This is a genomic window from Psychrosphaera saromensis (assembly GCF_002954545.1).
GTDB lineage: Bacteria > Pseudomonadota > Gammaproteobacteria > Enterobacterales > Alteromonadaceae > Psychrosphaera > Psychrosphaera saromensis.
In genome coordinates this window covers 176,142-194,994 of record NZ_MSCH01000003.1, presented here as the reverse complement: position 1 = coordinate 194,994, position 18,853 = coordinate 176,142, and the positions used below count along the sequence as shown (strand labels likewise).

Annotated in this window: 10 protein-coding genes; 6 read left to right on the top strand and 4 right to left on the bottom strand. The window is 40.4% G+C overall.

All coding sequences use genetic code 11. The features are described from left to right. The first annotated feature begins 100 nt into the window (after positions 1 to 100). The 6 genes from hrpB to BTO11_RS00840 all read left to right on the top strand — a co-directional run bounded on the left by hrpB (position 101) and on the right by BTO11_RS00840 (position 13,326). Positions 101 to 2,647: an ATP-dependent helicase HrpB gene (hrpB, locus tag BTO11_RS00870; RefSeq protein ID WP_105050806.1), complete on the top strand. Its 2,547-nt coding sequence runs from the start codon at positions 101 to 103 to the stop codon at positions 2,645 to 2,647. 225 nt (positions 2,648 to 2,872) lie between these two features. After that, complete coding sequence (locus BTO11_RS00865; protein WP_105053619.1) at positions 2,873 to 3,787, top strand: HlyD family secretion protein; 915 nt, start codon at positions 2,873 to 2,875, stop codon at positions 3,785 to 3,787. After that, positions 3,784 to 4,722, top strand: coding sequence for an ABC transporter ATP-binding protein (locus BTO11_RS00860; RefSeq protein ID WP_105050805.1), 939 nt, complete (start codon positions 3,784 to 3,786; stop codon positions 4,720 to 4,722). The genes BTO11_RS00865 and BTO11_RS00860 overlap by 4 nt, the downstream gene beginning before the upstream one ends. Further along, the gene (locus BTO11_RS00855; RefSeq protein ID WP_105050804.1) at positions 4,719 to 5,870 is read left to right on the top strand and encodes an ABC transporter permease; all 1,152 of its coding nucleotides are present in this window, start codon (positions 4,719 to 4,721) and stop codon (positions 5,868 to 5,870) included. Before BTO11_RS00860 ends, BTO11_RS00855 begins: the two co-directional genes overlap by 4 nt. Positions 5,871 to 6,147: 277 nt before the next feature. Then, complete coding sequence (gene mrcB / locus BTO11_RS00850; RefSeq protein WP_105050803.1) at positions 6,148 to 8,427, top strand: penicillin-binding protein 1B; 2,280 nt, start codon at positions 6,148 to 6,150, stop codon at positions 8,425 to 8,427. Positions 8,428 to 9,087: 660 nt separating this feature from the next. Further along, positions 9,088 to 13,326: a BspA family leucine-rich repeat surface protein gene (locus BTO11_RS00840; RefSeq protein ID WP_181135808.1), complete on the top strand. Its 4,239-nt coding sequence runs from the start codon at positions 9,088 to 9,090 to the stop codon at positions 13,324 to 13,326. Between the two features lie 647 nt (positions 13,327 to 13,973). On the opposite strand, the gene hemL is transcribed toward BTO11_RS00840, so the two are convergent. From hemL to BTO11_RS00820, 4 genes are all read right to left on the bottom strand, one after another. Beyond that, positions 13,974 to 15,254 carry a glutamate-1-semialdehyde 2,1-aminomutase gene (gene hemL, locus BTO11_RS00835; protein ID WP_105050800.1) on the bottom strand — a complete coding sequence of 427 codons (1,281 nt, stop codon included), beginning with the start codon at positions 15,252 to 15,254 and terminating at the stop codon, positions 13,974 to 13,976. Between the two features lie 115 nt (positions 15,255 to 15,369). After that, on the bottom strand, positions 15,370 to 16,374 hold the full coding sequence (locus BTO11_RS00830) for an aspartate carbamoyltransferase (protein ID WP_105050799.1): 1,005 nt from the start codon (positions 16,372 to 16,374) through the stop codon (positions 15,370 to 15,372). A 163-nt stretch (positions 16,375 to 16,537) separates the two neighbouring features. Continuing rightward, a complete protein-coding gene (gene hemJ, locus BTO11_RS00825) occupies positions 16,538 to 16,984 on the bottom strand; it encodes a protoporphyrinogen oxidase HemJ (RefSeq protein ID WP_373295204.1) in 447 nt (148 codons plus the stop codon). Continuing rightward, on the bottom strand, positions 16,984 to 18,675 hold the full coding sequence (locus BTO11_RS00820) for a chloride channel protein (protein ID WP_105050798.1): 1,692 nt from the start codon (positions 18,673 to 18,675) through the stop codon (positions 16,984 to 16,986). Before BTO11_RS00820 ends, hemJ begins: the two co-directional genes overlap by 1 nt. Positions 18,676 to 18,853: the final 178 nt, after the last annotated feature.

The window sequence follows — 18,853 nt, the reverse complement described above, 5'->3', positions numbered from 1 at the left end:
AGCACAATTTATATTCTCTTCAGCTTTGCCCGCTCTGCTCTTTGTTTATGGACTTAGGTGGACTGAGGCGGGCTGAGATAAACCGAGATAAGTCGACTGCATGACCTTACCAATAGATGATATTTTCCCACAACTGGCTGAAGTACTTTTATCGTCAAATCGTGTTATTTTGCAAGCGCCGCCAGGGGCTGGTAAGTCAACTCGGTTGCCGTTATTGCTATTACAAACTGGGCAATTTAATAACAAACATAAAATCATAATATTAGAGCCGCGTCGTGTAGCTGCTCGGCAAATTGCAGCGTATTTGTCTGCACAGTTAAATCAAAAAATAGGTGAGCAAATTGGCTTAGTGATGCGTGGTGAAAACAAAACCTCGCAAGATACGGTTATTACCATAATGACCGACGGCGTGTTGGTTAGGCAGTTACAAAATGATCCTGAGCTTAACAATATTGCTTTAGTCATTTTTGATGAATACCACGAACGTGCATTACAAACCGACTTAGCGCTCGCCTTAACTTTAGATGCACAAGAGTTAAATGAAACGGTTAAGGTACTGATCATGTCGGCCACCTTAGACTTGCAAGCCTTATCAACCTCCTTGGATGCACCAATCGTAGAGTCAGACGGTAGACAATACCCAGTTACAGTAGAATACGTAAACGCCACGGCTACGACTTATACCACCCCAAGTATTGATGATATTTGCCGTGCTGTTGATATGGCGATTAACGCAAATTTTAATAATCAGCAGTCTTCTGTTTTGGTATTTTTATCTGGCATAGGTGAAATTAACCGAGTGCAACAAAGGCTAAACCAAACCTTACCAGCACACATTAAATGTTATCCGCTATTTGGTGGCCTCACCATAGAGCAACAAGCGAACGCAATAAAACCAGCCGAAAAAGGCATGCGTAAAATTGTACTGGCCACTAACATAGCTCAAACCAGTTTAACCATAGACGGTGTGGATATTGTGGTGGATGCAGGCATTGAAAAAGTCATGGTGTATCAACCAAAACTTAAATCTGAGCAGTTAGTGACGCAACAAATTTCACAAGCGTCTTCTGTACAACGAATGGGACGTGCAGGGCGTTTACGCGCAGGACTTTGTTATCGTTTAGGATCACAAGAAAACTTTGACCGCCGCAGAAAACACGACACAGCAGAAATAGAACGAGTAGATTTAGCCCAGTTGTTACTAGAAGTGTATTTGTGGGGCGCACAATTTGACGATTTGTTTTGGCTCACCAAACCAGAACCCTTTTTATTAAATGTAGCGCAACAAAAACTACAAGGACTAGGCTATTTTGAACAAGGCATAAAAGGTGTTCAGGTAAGTAATTTGGCAAACCAATATCAAAATATTGGAGCCGGATTACGCTTAAGTAAAATGTTGCTTAAAGCCGCAGCTTTACAAAACTCGCCAAGCGAACAAAGCGGTTTGTTACCAACCGCTTGTGTATTAGCCGCATTAATTGAGCACGGTAGAGCGTCTAACAACGAAAGTGACTTAACTGCGCAAATAGAAAAAATGGATCATTACACCTGGTCACAGTTATCTGAGTTTATTAACCGTTATGGCAAACGTTTTAAGCTGACAAAAATACAAAAGTCTCAGCTAGAGCCAGAACATATAGGCTTGTTATTGGCGTTGGCATTTCCAGACAGGATAGCCAAAAATATAGCCAAAAAGATTGGTAAACAGTGGAAGTTAAGTAACGGCGTTGGCGTGCAATTTCATCCCAATCAAGTGGAGCCAAACGCAGAGCTTATTGTGATAGCACAGTTTAATGCTGGGCAATATGGCCAGTATGTTCAGTCTTATGCCGCAGTGAGCTTAACGGAAATACAAGAGGTGTTACCTGAGCTTATCGTATCTGAGGATAAAACCGGTTGGTCAGACGCGTTACAAAAACCGTATCAAGCCCAGCAAGTAAAAATTGGCGAGCTGGTTATATCGGAAAAGGCTAAACCTTTGACGTTAACGCCAGAAGGTTGGCAACAAATTTGGTTGGATTACATTAAGCAAAAAGGCTTGAACTGCTTAAACATTAATGAGCAAACTGATGTACTGATAAAAAAATTACAGCTAGTAAAACAGCATTTACCACAAGCTCAATCAAACCAGCCTTGGCCTGATTTTAGTTACAATACCTTGTTTGAGTCTTTATTCACGGGGATTAATAATCCGCAGAACTGGTTAGTGAGTTATTTGGCGGATGTAAAAAGTGTCGCGCAATTAAAAAAACTCAACATTACTGACATACTGTTAAACACAATGGACTGGTCATTACAACAAGAACTCCAAAAAGCCTGTCCAGACACTTATAAAACGCCAGCGGGTTCTAGCCGAAAAATTGATTACTTGGCCGACACGCCAAAACTGTCTGCCAAATTACAGGAAATGTTTGGTGAGCCAACTAGCCCAGCTATCTGCCACGGTAAACAACCTTTGTTAATAGAGTTGTTATCGCCCGCACAAAGGCCGTTGCAAGTGACTCAAGATTTAGTTAATTTCTGGAACAATGCGTATCAAGATGTAAAAAAAGAAATGAAAGGTAGATACCCTAAGCATCCGTGGCCAGACGACCCAATTAATTTTGTGGCCACCAGTAAAACTAAGTCTCAGCTTAAGAGAAGTTAATGGTTGATAGACGTTAAAGCTTAATAGCCATTAACGTTTAGATAACATAAAATCATTCAGCATGTTAACTATAAGATGATAAATTAAAATCACGCACGTTCAACCTAATAGGAATGTATTTTGTTTACTCGTTCATTCAGCCAAGTCCTTTCAAAGACACTCTTAACAGCCAAGCCAAAAGCATCTTCATTTTCTGCTGTGCTTGTTATTATTTTAACCCCTTTAATGTTCACCATAACTGGGTGTGATTTAGATTCTCCTAGTTTGGCTTTGGGGACATTGGAACGTGACCGAATCTCCCATACCGCCACAGCCAATGAAGTTGTGGTTTATTTGCCTATCGCACAGGGCAAGCGAGTAAAAAAAGGCAATGTATTAGTACAGTTAGATACACGTTTACAATTGGCCATGACAGCAAAAGCCAGAGCTAACGTAAAAGAAGCGGTAGCCAACTTAGAAAAACTCCGCAACGGTGCTCGATCAGAAGATGTAGCATCTGCCACCGCAAAGTTAGATGGTGCTAAAGCGTCTCTGCTGGAAAGTGAAATTGGTTACAACCGAGCAAAAAACTTAGTTGAGCAAGAGCTTGTTAGTAAGGCCTCGTTAGATCAAGCGTTAGCGTCCAGAGATGCCAATGTTGCAGCGGTGCAGTCGGCAAAAGAAGAATTATTAAAACTAACCAATGGTACACGTCCAGAAGACTTAGCCATTGCTAAAGCGCATTTAGCGGCAATGGAAGCGATAGCAGCCAGCGAGTCTAAAAAGCTATTAGACTTAACTGTAGTGGCAACCCGTGACGGAATTTTAGATAACCTACCTTGGAACCTTGGCGAACGTGTCACTCTCGGTAGTCCTGTGGCTGTGGTATTAGCCGGCGTTGCGCCTTATGCTCGTGTGTATATCCCAGAACCTTACAGAATAAAAATATCGGCAGGGGATACATTAACCGTAAGAGTTGATGGTTTAAAACAGTCAATGCCGGGCAAAGTGCGCTGGATTTCATCAGAGCCTGCATTTACTCCTTATTATGCGTTGAACCAGGGCGAACGTTCTCGTTTGATGTATTTGGCAGAAGTCCAATTACCGGATAGTTACGCCACTTTACCTAATGGTGTTGGTGCACAAGTAGAGTTGCCATGAATAATTCACCCGTGTCTGAATACGCGATTCAAGCCAAAGGATTAAGTAAACATTTTGGCGATCTCAAAGCGATAGATAACCTTGATATTAGCGTTGAGAAATCACGTATTTATGGTTTTTTGGGTCCAAATGGCTGCGGAAAAACCACGGCTATTCGTATGTTAACAGGCCTGTTAACGCCAACTTCTGGCGAGATTGAAGTGTTAGGTTTACGTTTGCCGCAAGAGGCTGAAAAACTCAGACTTAAAATTGGTTATATGACGCAACGATTTTCTCTGTATAACGATTTAACGGTAAAAGAAAACCTACAGTTTATTAGCAAAATATACGGCATTACTGGCACTCAACAAAAAAAACGAATTGACGAATTACTGTCTATTTACGGTTTAAATCATAAACAAACCCAATTTGCTGGCAGCATGAGTGGTGGACAGCGTCAGCGTTTAGCATTGGCCGCCGCAACTTTGCATAAACCAGAATTGTTGTTTTTAGATGAACCAACGTCTGCTGTCGACCCAGAAAACCGCCGTGAATTTTGGGAGCAGTTATTTGATTTATGTGATCAAGGTACCAGTGTTTTGGTGTCTACCCATTACATGGATGAAGCTGAACGTTGTCATAAGCTTGCGATATTAGAAGACGGTGTTAAACGTGCCGACGGTACGCCTGCGGAGCTAATGGACAATATGGCGGTTCATGTTATTGAAATTGAAGCATCTGAACTTCGTGAGTTAAAACAGCAACTAATACAATTGCCCGAGGTGATCACCGCCTCTCAGTTGGGTGCTCGACTCAGAGTATTAATTAAAAATACGGTAAATGACCCAATTGGTTTTATTGCGCTGCACAGCAATATAGGCAAACAGGCTTTAAATTTGGTTAGACCAAGTTTGGAAGATGTTTTTGTTACTTGTACTGGGAACAGCCGACAATGATGTTAAGTTTACTTCGTATTCAGGCGATATTCTTCAAAGAATTAACCCAACTTAAACGTGACAGAATGACCTTTGGCATGGTGATAATGATCCCACTTGTTCAGCTGATGTTGTTTGGTTATGCGATTAATACCAATATTAGACATATTCCAGTTGGCGTGGTTGATCAAAGCCAAAGTGCGTTAAGCCGAGTGTTAGTGCAAACTATCTCCGCCACTCAAGTGGTTAAATTTGAGCAGCAATTCCAAGATATAAAAACGGCAGAAGACGCACTTAAACGCTCTGAAATCCGCGCAATATTAATTATCCCGCCAGATGTCACTAAACGTGTTGCTCGTCACCCTAGCACAGGCTTTGGTTTACCCGCCTCCAGTGATGAAGAAACCAGTAGGCCAATTGCACAGTGGCTGGTGGACGGCGCCGATACTGCAATTGCTGCAACCATTAAAAGTTTACGCAATATGCCCTTGTCTGAATTAGTGTCGGTAAAGCCTGCAAATAGAAGTACGCCAACGTTTGAAGTCACCTTGTATTACAATCCAGAACAACGAACGGCGGTAAATATAGTACCTGGTTTAATCGGTATTATATTAACTATGACAATGATCATGTTTACTTCGGCAGCTATTGTGCGCGAACGTGAACAAGGCAATATGGAAATGCTGATCACCACGCCAATTCGTTCGATAGAGATTATGTTAGGTAAGATCATTCCGTATATTTTTATTGGCGTAGTACAAGTGGTGATTATTTTAGGCTTAGGTTATCTGCTATTTGATGTGCCGGTAAATGGTAGCTTGCTGTCTCTGTTAGCCATTACTTTGTTATTTATCGCCGCCAGTCTCACTTTAGGTTTGGTGATTTCAACTATCGCGAAAAACCAACTGCAGTCTACTCAAATGACGATATTTGTTTTGTTGCCATCGATACTCTTGTCGGGTTTTATGTTTCCTTATGAAGGCATGCCGTTGGCGGCTCAATATATTGCAGAAGCCTTTCCTGCCACGCATTTTATGCGGTTAATTCGTGGTGTGGTGCTAAAAGACCTGGAGTTTACCGATCTTACGTTTGATATATATTGGTTAGCCCTGTTTACCATTATTGGTTTAGCGGTCGCATCTATGCGTTTTAAGAAAACGCTTGGCTAGTAAAGCTGGCGAATACGAATGCAGTACAAAAACACAAAAGAATACAATTGGGATAATTTACTTTTTAATATGTTAATTAGTCACAATAAATGACAGTATTCTCTTTTTGTCGCCTTATATGTAGATCGCTACATGTAAATGGCGATTTAAGCAGCCGAAATATATCAGCAGCAGAATAAGCACCGACATATAACTAGCTCTCTATTAAATCAATGAATCAATAGAGAGTGTGAAAATATTCGTATATAAGAACCCCATTTATCTATAAGAGCAAAGTATGACAGACGTAGTTGACCCTAATCAGTTCCTAAAAAAGTGGAGTATCCGTTTTCTAAAGGTAGGTGTTCTGGTATCTATTGTTTTAGCATTTTATGTTATTTACATGGACGCTTGGGTGCAAACTCGTATGACAGGACAAAAATGGGAAACGCCGGTTAAGGTATTTGCTCGTCCTTTATCTTTGTATCAACACAAATTTTTGCCTAGAAATGAATTAGTAGCTGAGCTTAAAATTCTGAGTTATAGGCAAGTCGATAACGTTGTAGAGCCAGGTCAGTACAGCGTGTCAGGCCAAACGGTAGAAGTCTACCGCCGCGGATTTATTTACGTTGACGACCAGCTTGAACCTAAAAAATTAAAAGTAACATTTAGCGACGACCGTATTGTCTCGGCACAACGCGAGCAAGACGGTCAGTGGTTATTGTCTAGTATTGAAAGCTTAGACCCTTTATTAATTTCCCGTAAAACCAACTCTAAAAATGAAGACCGCGACATTATCAATTTAGCCACAGTGCCAGAGTGGATGATAGATACCTTGTTGGTGGTGGAAGACAAAAACTTTTATCATCATCATGGTGTATCGCCTTTTGCTATTTTACGAGCCTTATGGGCAAATTTAGTTGCAGGGCGTAAAGTACAAGGCGGTAGTACGCTTACTCAACAGCTAGCTAAAAATTTACTGCTAAACGACAACAGAAAAACCTATTTAAGAAAATTCAAAGAAGCGATAACCGCATTAATTTTAGATTATCGATTCAGTAAAGATGACATTCTGGAAGCCTATTTTAATGAAATATATTTAGGTCAAAATGGCAGTCGTGCGGTACATGGTTTCGCCTTAGCCAGTAAGTTTTATTTTAGTAAACCGCTGGTAGAGTTGCAGCAACACGAATTTGCGTTACTCATCGCTATTGTCAAAGGGCCGTCTTATTACAATCCGACCAGACACGCCGAACGTGCTAAAAAACGCAGAGATCTAGTGCTACAGCTAATGGTGTCCGAAAACGTAATGGACAGTGCTGAGTATGAAAAATACATAGTTAAACCTATGGTAATAAGACAACAAAAAACCAAAGGCCGAGACTTATATCCATCTTATATGCAACTAGTGGAACGCGAATTAAAAGCGTTGGACGTTGATGAATACAGCGCCAATGGTTTATTGGTATTCACTGGACTTGACCCTGTGCTACAAAAAAACTACCAGAAGTTGTTTGGTAGTAGTGTTAGAAAGTTAGAAAAGAGATACGGCTTAAAAGACATTAACGGTGCCGTTGTTTCTATTGATAGTACCAACGCGAGTATCATGGCGTTAGTGGGTGATAAAAATCCTAACTCGTTTGGATTTAACCGAGCGTTAGATGCCAACCGTAATATTGGCTCGTTGGTCAAACCCGCTATTTATTTAACTGCGCTGCAATCCCAAAGATATAACTTTGCCAGCGTGTTATCTAATAAAGCCCTTGCCATGAAAAACAATCAGGGTGATCAGTGGCAGCCGCAAAACTACGATAAAACCACATCAGACTCAGTGTTATTGCAACAAGGTTTAGTTAACTCAATTAACTTACCTACCGTGCATTTAGGTCTTGAATTGGGGCTGAATCGGGTGATATCGACACTAGAATCTTTGGGTGTTGAACAACGTATTCCACAATATCCATCTATCTTGTTGGGTGCTGTGCCTATGTCACCACTTAATGTCGCCAAAATGTTGCAACCTATTGCAAGTTATGGCCAAAAGCTAACAAGTTCGGCCATTCTTGATATTACCGACGTTAATGGCTTTGCTATCTGGAGTAAGTCTAAAGACGTCACCGAAGTCGCCGACTACTCCACCAGTTACCTGCTTAATGAAGGACTAAAACAAGTAACTAAAGTGGGCACTGGAAAACGTTTAGGTATGTATTACCCACATGTCCAATATGCAGGTAAAACCGGCACCACCGACGACTCAAGAGATAGTTGGTTTATGGGCTTTGACCAAAACAAGTTAACCACCATTTGGATAGGCAAAGACGATAACTCACCGGTTAAACTTACGGGTAGCCAAGGGGCGGTAACTATATTTTTAGACTTACAAGCCGCCAGAAAAGCGGAGTCTATTGTCACGCCAAAACCAAATGATATTGATGTTTACCCAGTAGATTTAAATACAGGTGAGATCCTTTCCGGTGAATGTGGTGACTATATTTTACTGCCGATCAGAAAAGCCGAAGTGGCCTCAAAATCAGATCAAATTAAAGAATGTCCCTCGTTTTTTGATTTTTTGAAATGACACAAGAGCAGCTGCGAGCTAAGAGTGACGAGATTCGAGTCTCGAAGTTGCTCCATCTTTTCCTCGCCACTCGAAACTTCCTTCAGCAACGAGAGTCGAGTTTCGAGGTACGAGTAAAAGCAAAAGTAAAAGCTTAAACTGGTTTTGTACTCGAAACAGCCTTATCTTTTTCTCGCCACTCGCCACTCGCCACTCGAAACTTCCTTCAGCAACGAGAAACGAGTCTCGAGGTACGAGTAAAAGCAAAAGCTCAAACTGGTTTTGTACTCGAAACAGCTCTATCTTTTCCTCGCCTCTCGCCACTCGTAGCTCGAAACTGCTTTTATCTCGCAACTACTTCTATCTCGAAGTTTACTTACAGCTGATATACCGAATTTATACTTTAAAGCCTGCTATATCAAAATCTTACTTAATGTTAGTTTGTTTAAACATCAAAAGTAGTATGTAAATTGTGCAGGGAATGTTGACCATTACTAACTGGTACAGTATTATGCGCGACTTTCCATACTACTCGGTAAAGAAGATGGCTTTACCTATCATGGACTAATTTACAACTACTTTATTGCTGTATTAGCTTAATGCTAATTAAAGGAAAATTTAATGTTTTTATCCACACTCACAACTTTCGGTCTTTTTGGCAATCGGTTTATTAAAATAAACATGTCTAATATAACGCAGAAAAGCATACGTATACTTGCTGTTATTGCTTTTTCAAGCGTATTAACCGCTTGTGGTGGGGGTATTGGTTCGTCTACACCTGACGATGATACGGTAATAGAAGTACCTGTTGATGATTCTGACAGTGAACAGATTGTAGATACAACAGCTCCTGTTATAACCTTAAATGGCGATGCTCAAGTAACGATTGGACTTGACAGTACATATTCTGATTCAGGCGCTACAGCTAATGATGAAACAGATGGTAATGTTGATGTAATCACAACTGGTTTGGATGAGATAGATACATCCGTATTTGCAACTTACACTATCACTTACACAGCGACTGATGCTGCGGGTAATACAGCTAGTGCAACGCGTACAATAACGGTTGCTGATATAACAGCACCTGTTATTACGTTGGAAGATCCTTCAGATGTAAGTTTTGTTTTTGGCAGTCCTTACAATGTTTATGAATCAAGTAGTGCAACGGCAGTTGACCTTATAGATGGTGAAGTTGATGTTGTTATTACAGGCGAAGAAAATATAAACCTTGATGCGGTCGGCATCTATGTCGTGACCTACACAGCAACCGACGATAGTGGTAATAAAGCTGTTGTAACTCGTACTATTACGGTGGCCGCCCCAACACCATTTATTACAACATGGCAAACTGACCACCCAAGTGCTGGCAGTGATGCGTCAGATGACAATCAAATAAAAATTGGCACACAAGGCACTGGTTACGATTTTACCATTGATTGGGGGGATGGCACTATTGAGTATAATCAAACTGAAGGTAAAACTCATACTTATGAAGTTCCTGGCATTTATACAATAAAAATTACCGGCAGATTCCCTCGTTTGTATTCTGATTTGGACAGCAGTGGTTATGATAATGATAAATTATTATCGGTTGAACAGTGGGGTAATAATCAATGGTCGAGTATGTCTCAAGCGTTCCATTCAGCAAATAATATGGTTGTTAACGCAACTGATGTACCTGATTTGAGTCACGTAACGGATATGTCTGAGATGTTTTACCGAGCCTATTCATTTAATAGTGATATTAGCCAGTGGGATGTTTCCAATGTCACTGAAATGCAAAGTATGTTCTATGATACTGAGTCTTTTAATCAAGATATTAGTGGGTGGGATGTTAGCAATGTTACAGCAATGGATTATATGTTTCGTGATGCTGAAGCCTTTAATCAAGATATTGGTGGCTGGGTAGTTACAAGCGTTACCGACATGGAATCGATGTTTGAAGGTGCAACAGACTTTAACCAAGATTTAAGCCAATGGGATGTATCTAACGTCGATAGCATGGTAAGTATGTTTGAAAACGCTAAATACTTTAATCAGGATATAAGTAGCTGGCAAGTGAAAAACGTGAGGCTCATGGATAACATGTTTACTGATGCTCATTTGTCAGTGGCTAATTATGATGCGTTATTGATCGCGTGGAGCCAGCAAAAACTAAAGACATCTGTAAATTTAAACGTTAATTCATACTACAGTGCAGCATCTAGCGACGCTAGAGATAAACTAGTAAACGACTTCAATTGGACTATTTCTGATAAGGGATTGCTACCAACAGAAGCTGATAGCGTTAGCCCAGAAGTTGCCTTAATTGGTGAGTCTAATGTGACTATTTCAGTAGGCACTGATTATGTTGAGCTTGGCGCTCTGTTTGTTGATGATCGCGACGGTGCTATGCCAGTCACTATAATCAGCGGAACAGTTGACACCACAACACTAGGTGAATACACCGTCACTTATACCGCAAGAGATGCAGCGGGTAATGAAGACGTTATAACGCGTACTGTGAATGTGATTGAGGCTGACACTATTGATCCTGTTTTAACTTTAAACGGCGCACCTACCATTACGTTAGGTCAAGATGAAGCGTATATTGATCTGGGCGTAACAGCACTTGATGAAAGAGACGGCATATTAACTCCAGTCATCTCTGGAACAGTGGATTATAGAGTAACTGGCACCTACACCATTACTTACACGGCAGCAGATGCAGCAGGGAATACGGTGACAACATCGCGTACAGTTATCGTCCCTGTTGATACCACTCCTCCGGTTGTTACTTTAAATGGTGACGCTGTCATCAAGCTTACTATAAATACGCCTTATACCGAGTTAGACGCTAGAGCAGAAGATTGGCGAGATGGTATTGTTAACGTTGTTATTTCTGGCACTGTAAATACTGCCGTAGAAGACGATTATGAGATAACGTACACAGCAACCGATGCTGCCGGTAATGTCGGAAGTGTTACGCGTACTGTTCAAGTGTTAGATACTGATGGTACTGAGCCAGTTATTACCCTAACAGGCGGCAATACCATCGACTGGACTCAAGACTTTAGCTTTAACGAGTTAGGTTTTTCTGCTTATGATGAACGTGATGGCGAACTTACTGTTGTAGTAACTGGTAGCGTTGATACGACGACAACAGGCAAGAATGAATTAACATATACCGCCACTGATGCTGCAGGCAATGAAACGGTAGTAACTCGTATTGTTAATGTCGTTGCAGCAACGCCATTTATTACTACTTGGGAAATTCCGGCTGGTGATCTTGCTTTAACAATACCGACTTCTGGTTCAGGTTATGATTACTCTATTGACTGGGGAGACAGTACTGTTGAAGATAATCAAACAGGTAGCGTTACGCATACTTACCCTTCTGCAGGTACATACACAGTAACAATTACAGGTCCATTCCCAAGATTGTATATAAACAGCAATTCATCGATTGAGACTAAGATTACCGCTGTTACAGCTTGGGGTAATAATATTTGGTCAAGTATGGACAGTGCGTTTGAAGGGGCTGAGAACCTAGAAATTACAGCGACAGATTCACCAGTACTACATCAAGTGACCAGCATGAACGAAATGTTTAAGGATGCGACCAACTTTAATAGCGATATTAGTAGTTGGGATGTATCGACTATTACTACAATGCAAAGTATGTTGGAAGGCGCTGAATATTTCAATCAACCTATTGGAGATTGGAGTGATAACACCTCGAGCGTCACAAATATGCGCAACATGTTCAAAAATGCTAAAGCGTTCGACCAGGACCTTAGTGCTTGGGATGTTTCTAGTGTAACCAGTATGAATTCAATATTTTATAATGCTGCAATCTTTAATCAGGATATTAACGCGTGGGACGTTTCTAGTGTGACCGACATGACTAGCATGTTTTTTGGAGCCTTTACTTTTAATCAACCATTAGATGGTTGGCAAGATAAACTGTATAATGTGACAACTATGTACAGCATGTTCGTGAACGCAAGTAAATTTAATCAAGATATTAGCGAATGGATTACTCCTCATGTCACTGATATGACTCAAATGTTTTACAACGCAAGGGCTTTCAATCAAGATATTGGTCAGTGGGATGTGTCAAATGTCACAAACATGTCTTCTATGTTTAGTGGGGCTAGTGCTTTTAATCAGGATATTAATGCGTGGGATGTTTCTAGTGTAACAACCATGAATTATATATTTAATGGTGCCACTGCTTTTAATCAGCCATTAGATAATTGGAAGTATAACCTGTTTAATGTGCAGAATATGTACAGCATGTTCTCGGGCGCAAGTAAATTTAATCAAGACATTAGCGAATGGATTACTTCTAATGTCACCAATATGGCTAATATGTTTGAGGGCGCAGCCTTGTTCAACCAAGATATTAGCGGTTGGGATACATCTAATGTGACGAGAATGGATAAAATGTTCGCAGATGCAGCCGCTTTCAACCAAGATATTAGCGGTTGGGATACATTTAATGTGGAGAATATGGGATACATGTTCGACAGTGCAGTCGCTTTCAATCAAGATATTAGTGAGTGGGATACATCTAATGTGACGGAAATGCAATACATGTTCCGATATGCAGGCGTTTTCAATCAAGATATTAGTCGTTGGGATACATCTAATGTGACGGAAATGCAATACATGTTCCAAGGTGCAGTCGCTTTCGACCAAGATATTAGTAACTGGAACATTGAATCTGTTACTAGAATGAGTAGTATGTTTTCTAACGCTAATTTATCGGTGGCTAATTACGATGCACTACTTATTGGATGGAGTGCTCAAACCGTACAGGAAAACGTGACTTTAGGGGTTGATAGTTATTATAGTGATAGTGCTAGTGCAGCACGTGACCTGCTAGAGAGTACTTTTGGTTGGAATATTACTGATGATGGTTTAGAACCTTAAATCACTGCGTGATTGTCATCTTGTGCGGTGGTATGAGATGACAGAGTAAATATACATCATTTTAAATGCCGCTTTTTAGCGGCATTTTTTATGAATGATAGTAAAGTGAAATCCTGTTTGTTAACAGCCTTAGTCAATAGCTGACATTAATGATTACTATCTGTTGCAGTATTAACCATCCTTGATAATCGTTGCTTTTTCCTACAACCATTGTTCACTGTTGTGGTACCAACAAGAAAGCCATTACCCCAAAAATACCTTTGGATAACGTTCTTTATATTAATACTTACTCTTTGGTTTTTACCTTCTGATTTTATGGGAGGGTTAGATAATGATGGGAGGTTTATAAAGAAAACTGCAGTAGCTTATTAATATCTTGGGATTCCAATGTTTGTAAAACATGTAGTTTTCAAATATGAATCCCCAGAATAATAATTAACAAAAAAGCTTGAAAAGAGTATCACCTCAATTCAAGCTTTTGTACGAGCCACGAGCCACGAGCCACGAGCCACGAGCCACGAGCCACGAGCCACGAGCCACGAGCTCAAAAATTTATCTCGAAACTCGCAGCTCGAAACTGCTCTATCTTTTCCTCGCCTCTCGCCACTCGTAGCTCGAAACTGCTTTTATCTCGCAACTGCTTTTTTCTACAGCTGCTCTAACGCCTTACCAATCCCTGCAATGGTTTTATCCAGTTGTTCATAGCTGTGGGCGGCTGATACAAAGCCTGCTTCAAAGGCTGATGGTGCTAGGTAAATACCTTGCTCTAAACATAGGTGGAAGAAGCGTTTAAACTTGTCTGCATCACAGGTCATTACTTCTGCAAAGCTTTGGACTTTTTCTTTGTCAGTAAAGAATAAGCCAAACATGCCGCCAACTTGTGAGGTGGTCATAGCTACTTTGTATTTAGCCGCTTGTGCTTTTATGCCATTTAACAAATAAGTGGTTTTGTCTGTTAGCTCTTGGTAGAAACCGTCAGCTTCTAACTGTTCTAATGCCGCTAAACCTGCTGCCATCGCAACTGGGTTACCTGATAATGTTCCGGCTTGATACACAGGGCCGTCAGGTGCTAAATGCCCCATGATGTCAGCTCGGCCACCAAATGCGCCTACAGGCATGCCGCCGCCAATGATCTTACCTAGTGTAGTTAAATCTGGCTTAACGTTATACAGAGTCTGACAACTGCCTTTAGCAACACGGAAACCTGTCATCACTTCATCAAAAATCAAAACTGCTTTGAATTCATCACACAAGTCTCTAAGACCTTGTAAAAAACCGTCGTTTGGTGGAATGCAGTTCATGTTACCCGCAACTGGCTCAACAATAATACAAGCGATATCATCAGGTTGCGCTTCAAATAACGCACGTACAGAGTCTAAGTTATTAAATTCTGCCGTTAACGTATGCGCTGCAACATCGGCAGGAATACCTGGAGAACTAGGTACGCCCATGGTCAATAAACCAGAACCCGCTTTAACTAATAACGAGTCTGCGTGACCGTGGTAACAACCTTCAAATTTAAGTAATTTGTCACGACCGGTAAAACCACGTGCTAGGCGAATTGCCGTCATTGTGGCTTCAGTGCCTGAATTTACCATACGTACTTTTTCAACTGACGGTAAAAATTCACATACCTTGTCAGCCATTGTCACTTCAACTTCTGTTGGTGCGCCAAAGCTCAAGCCGTTTTCCACTGCTTTAAGTACTGCTGTTTTTATTGCTGGGTGATTATGGCCTAAGATCATTGGCCCCCAAGAACCTACGTAATCTATATATTCTTTACCGTCTACGTCGTAAACACATGCGCCGTCTGCTTTAGCGAAAAACACAGGTGTGCCGCCTACGCCATTAAATGCACGGACTGGTGAGTTAACGCCACCTGGGATATGTTTTTTTGCTTGTTCAAATAACTCTGAAGATTTGTTCATAAGGATTCTTAATATATTTGTTTGTTATAAATACCTCAGCCGATGACTGAGGTTTAGACGAATTTGTTTGTGCTGTCTTATCTATTTATTTTTTACTGGCGTATTTTCTATCTGCTTATTTTGCGCTGTAAAAAGGCACTTCACATTGGTATTTATCAACTTTGTCAGCCACACCCAATGTCATAGCAAACAGCGCCATGCGAATTAATACGCCATTATCTGCTTGGCGGAAAATAGCCAGATTGGGATTTTGATTTAAGTCGTTGTCTAGCTCATTCGCGTCGGCACGAGAGTCACGTGGTAATGGGTGCATAATCACGGTATTAGACTTACAAAAGCGCGTGTAGATGTCGCTGTTTAAACGGAACTGGCCACGGTATTTATTAGCTTCTAATTGGCTTTCAAAACGTTCTTCTTGAATGCGTGTTTGGTAAACAATATCGGCATTTAAGTTTTGTTCCATATTGTCTGAAATTGTTACCTTGTGTCCGGCATTTTCAAGGGTATCTATCACGTAATCTGGCATAGCTAATTCAGTTGGTGAAATTAAGCTTAAATGCACATTTTTATACATAGATAATAATTTAGATAAAGAATGCACCGTACGGCCATTTTTTAAATCCCCTACCATAGCGATATGCATGCCATCTACTTTTTGGTCAAACGCTTTTAATTCAGACTGGATAGTATAAAGGTCTAATAATGCTTGAGTTGGATGCTCGTTAGCGCCATCGCCACCGTTAATAACGGGAACTCGGCTACCTTCTGCAAATTCAGCAACAGAACCTGCTTGCGGGTGACGCATAGCGATAACGTCACTGTAGCTGCTTATTACGCGTGCGGTGTCGTATAACGACTCGCCTTTGGCTAACGCTGAGGTTTCCATGCCTGTTGTTTCTCTAACTTCACCACCTAACAAGTTAAAGGCACAACCAAAACTAACACGAGTACGTGTTGATGGTTCAAAAAATAGGTTGCCTAAAATAGCGCCGTCCAACACATTAGTGCGAACTTTTCGTTTAGCGTAGGGCTCCATTTTTTCAGCAATACTGAAAATGTATTCTAAATTGTCACGCTCAAATTGATTAACTGAAAGTACATGTTGACCAGAAAAATTCATACAAAGATCCACGCTTAAAAAGGACAAGAATAAGTGGGGGCGATTATAGCTGAGCAAATTAAAAGGCTAAAGCTAAGATTACACCCGTTGGTGTAATTACCTAAAAAGTATTAAGCGTGTTACCGAAGGTAAATTCACAACTTAATACTTAAGTAATTACCAGCTAAAACGCTGGTTTTAAAACCGCCAGTAAAATAATGGCTAGCAGTATTAGTACTGGTACTTCATTAAAAATTCTGTAGAACTTGCTGCTCTTTGTATTGCGGTTGTGTTTAAAGTCACTTAATAGTTTAAAGCAGTAACCGTGATAACAATATAAGATGGTAACGAGCAGTAATTTGGCGTGTAACCAATGAGCCTGTTTAAACCAAGCTGCGCCATATTGGCTGATCAGCAAAGTGCCAAAAATTAAAGTGAAAATGGCAAAAGGAGTAACAAAAAATAACAACCGTCTTTCCATTACTTTTAAAGTGTCTGACGTATGCATGTTAGCGTTAGTCGCACTGTTATTTTCTGAGTGATAAACAAATAACCTTGGTAGATAAAAAATACCTGCAAACCAGGCCACCATGAAAAATATATGAAATGCTTTTAACCATAAAATAGTCATTATGCTAATGCGTACCTCTTCATTAAAATTGTATGTAATTGTTCCCATAAAACGATGCCCATGACTTTATCACCGTCGGTAGACATGATTAACGCTGCGCCGTCTCGTTGATCTTCTAGCACTTCGTATACGTGAGCCATGGTTGTACGTGTATCAAGTGTTTGCAGTGGGGTGTATTTGATTTTACTCGCATCACCAGTAATAGTGGGTTCAGTTTCCGCTAAAGAATAATCTGTACCTAAACCGTGTTTAATGGAGACCACAACAATTTCATCATCTTTGGCTTGTTTCAAATGGAAACGAACGTCTTGTTCGCTTCGGTATTCTATAAGGCTAATATTGGTTTTCATTTCTGCTAACACGCCGGTTTTTGACAGTACATCAATAACCGGTGGCGTTTGAAATGAGAGTTTTTGATACTCAAGTTGTTGTAAGAAAATAGAGCGGTTTTTTAATACTTGAGCACTGGTAATGTAAGACGTAGCAATAACTATGATGGCTGGCGTTACCGCATCAGCAGAGCGAGTTAGTTCCATAACTGCCACAAGTGCAGCTAATGGAGCGTGTAAACAAGACGCCATTAATCCAGCCATACCTAATACGCCAAAAGTACTGACAAATTGAATGTTCGGATCAAACAGCATAATCACATTCGCGACACTTAAGCCCACTAATACTCCAAGACCAAATACTGGGCCAATAATACCGCCAGGAATACCTAACCCTAGGGCGACCCAAGTTAAGATAAGTTTGGAGAATAATAAAATAATAATAAGCTGAGTATTGGTAGGCGAAAGCATAGCTTCGTTTATTGCGCTGGTTCCATCACCTAATGCTTCTGGTACAAAAAAACCAAATAAAGCCGTGATAACACCTGCAAATAATAAACGAGGAAAAATAGACACATGACGGAATGTGCGCATCATACGCATTAAATTAGTATTAAAGACATAGGCCGACGCACCTAAGGTAATACCCAATAAAATTAAGTACGGATAATGATTAACCGGTAAGTTAAATACACTTAAATAAGCAAATTCAGTTTGTTGACCAAACACAGCTTGAGTGATGATGGAACCTGCTGAAGAGGCCAACATAACTGGAATAAAGATATGGATTTTGTATTCTCTTAGTACCACTTCCATAACAAAAATAACCGCAGCCAGTGGCGTATTAAACGACGCTGAAATGCCAGCTGCTATACCACATGCAGTTAACGTTCTCACTGCGTTGTATGGCAAGCGTAACCAATTACCTAACCAACTAGAACCAGATGCGCCAATATGTACAGATGGTCCTTCACGACCAACTGAGAATCCGCTCGCTAAGGCTAATATGCCACCAAAGAATTGATTGATTGCATTACCAAATGGCATGTTGCCGTAATGCGCTTTAATTCTGTGTAATACAAAAGGAATGCCGAGTCGGTAGTTTTTAAATCCGGTTAAATCCGCAATGATGACAATTAAAATTGCAGCTAATATAGGAAGGGACGGAATAATATAAGGTGAGATGTCGCCAAAAATACCGCTAGGGGTAAATGATAATTGAATAAATTCTATTGATAATCGGAATAGGACTATTAAGCATGCAGCTATAATTCCACCAATTAGCCCTAAAAGACTAAGTTGCAAGCTAGTGTAGGGAATAGCCAGTCGTTTCCTTAATGCATAAAGGCCAGCAGAGAGCATTAAAATTCCGATATAAGTAGTGGTCAATCAATAGGACAAAAGTGTACCATAAAGTGAGTAAGTGTAATTAAAATTATCTGTGTGTAATTCCAATTGAATAACGAGCTTGATATTACTGATCTGGTTTGTCATTTAGTTGTTGAACGCGAGTTAATTTGCAATCTTTTCGATAGGAAAA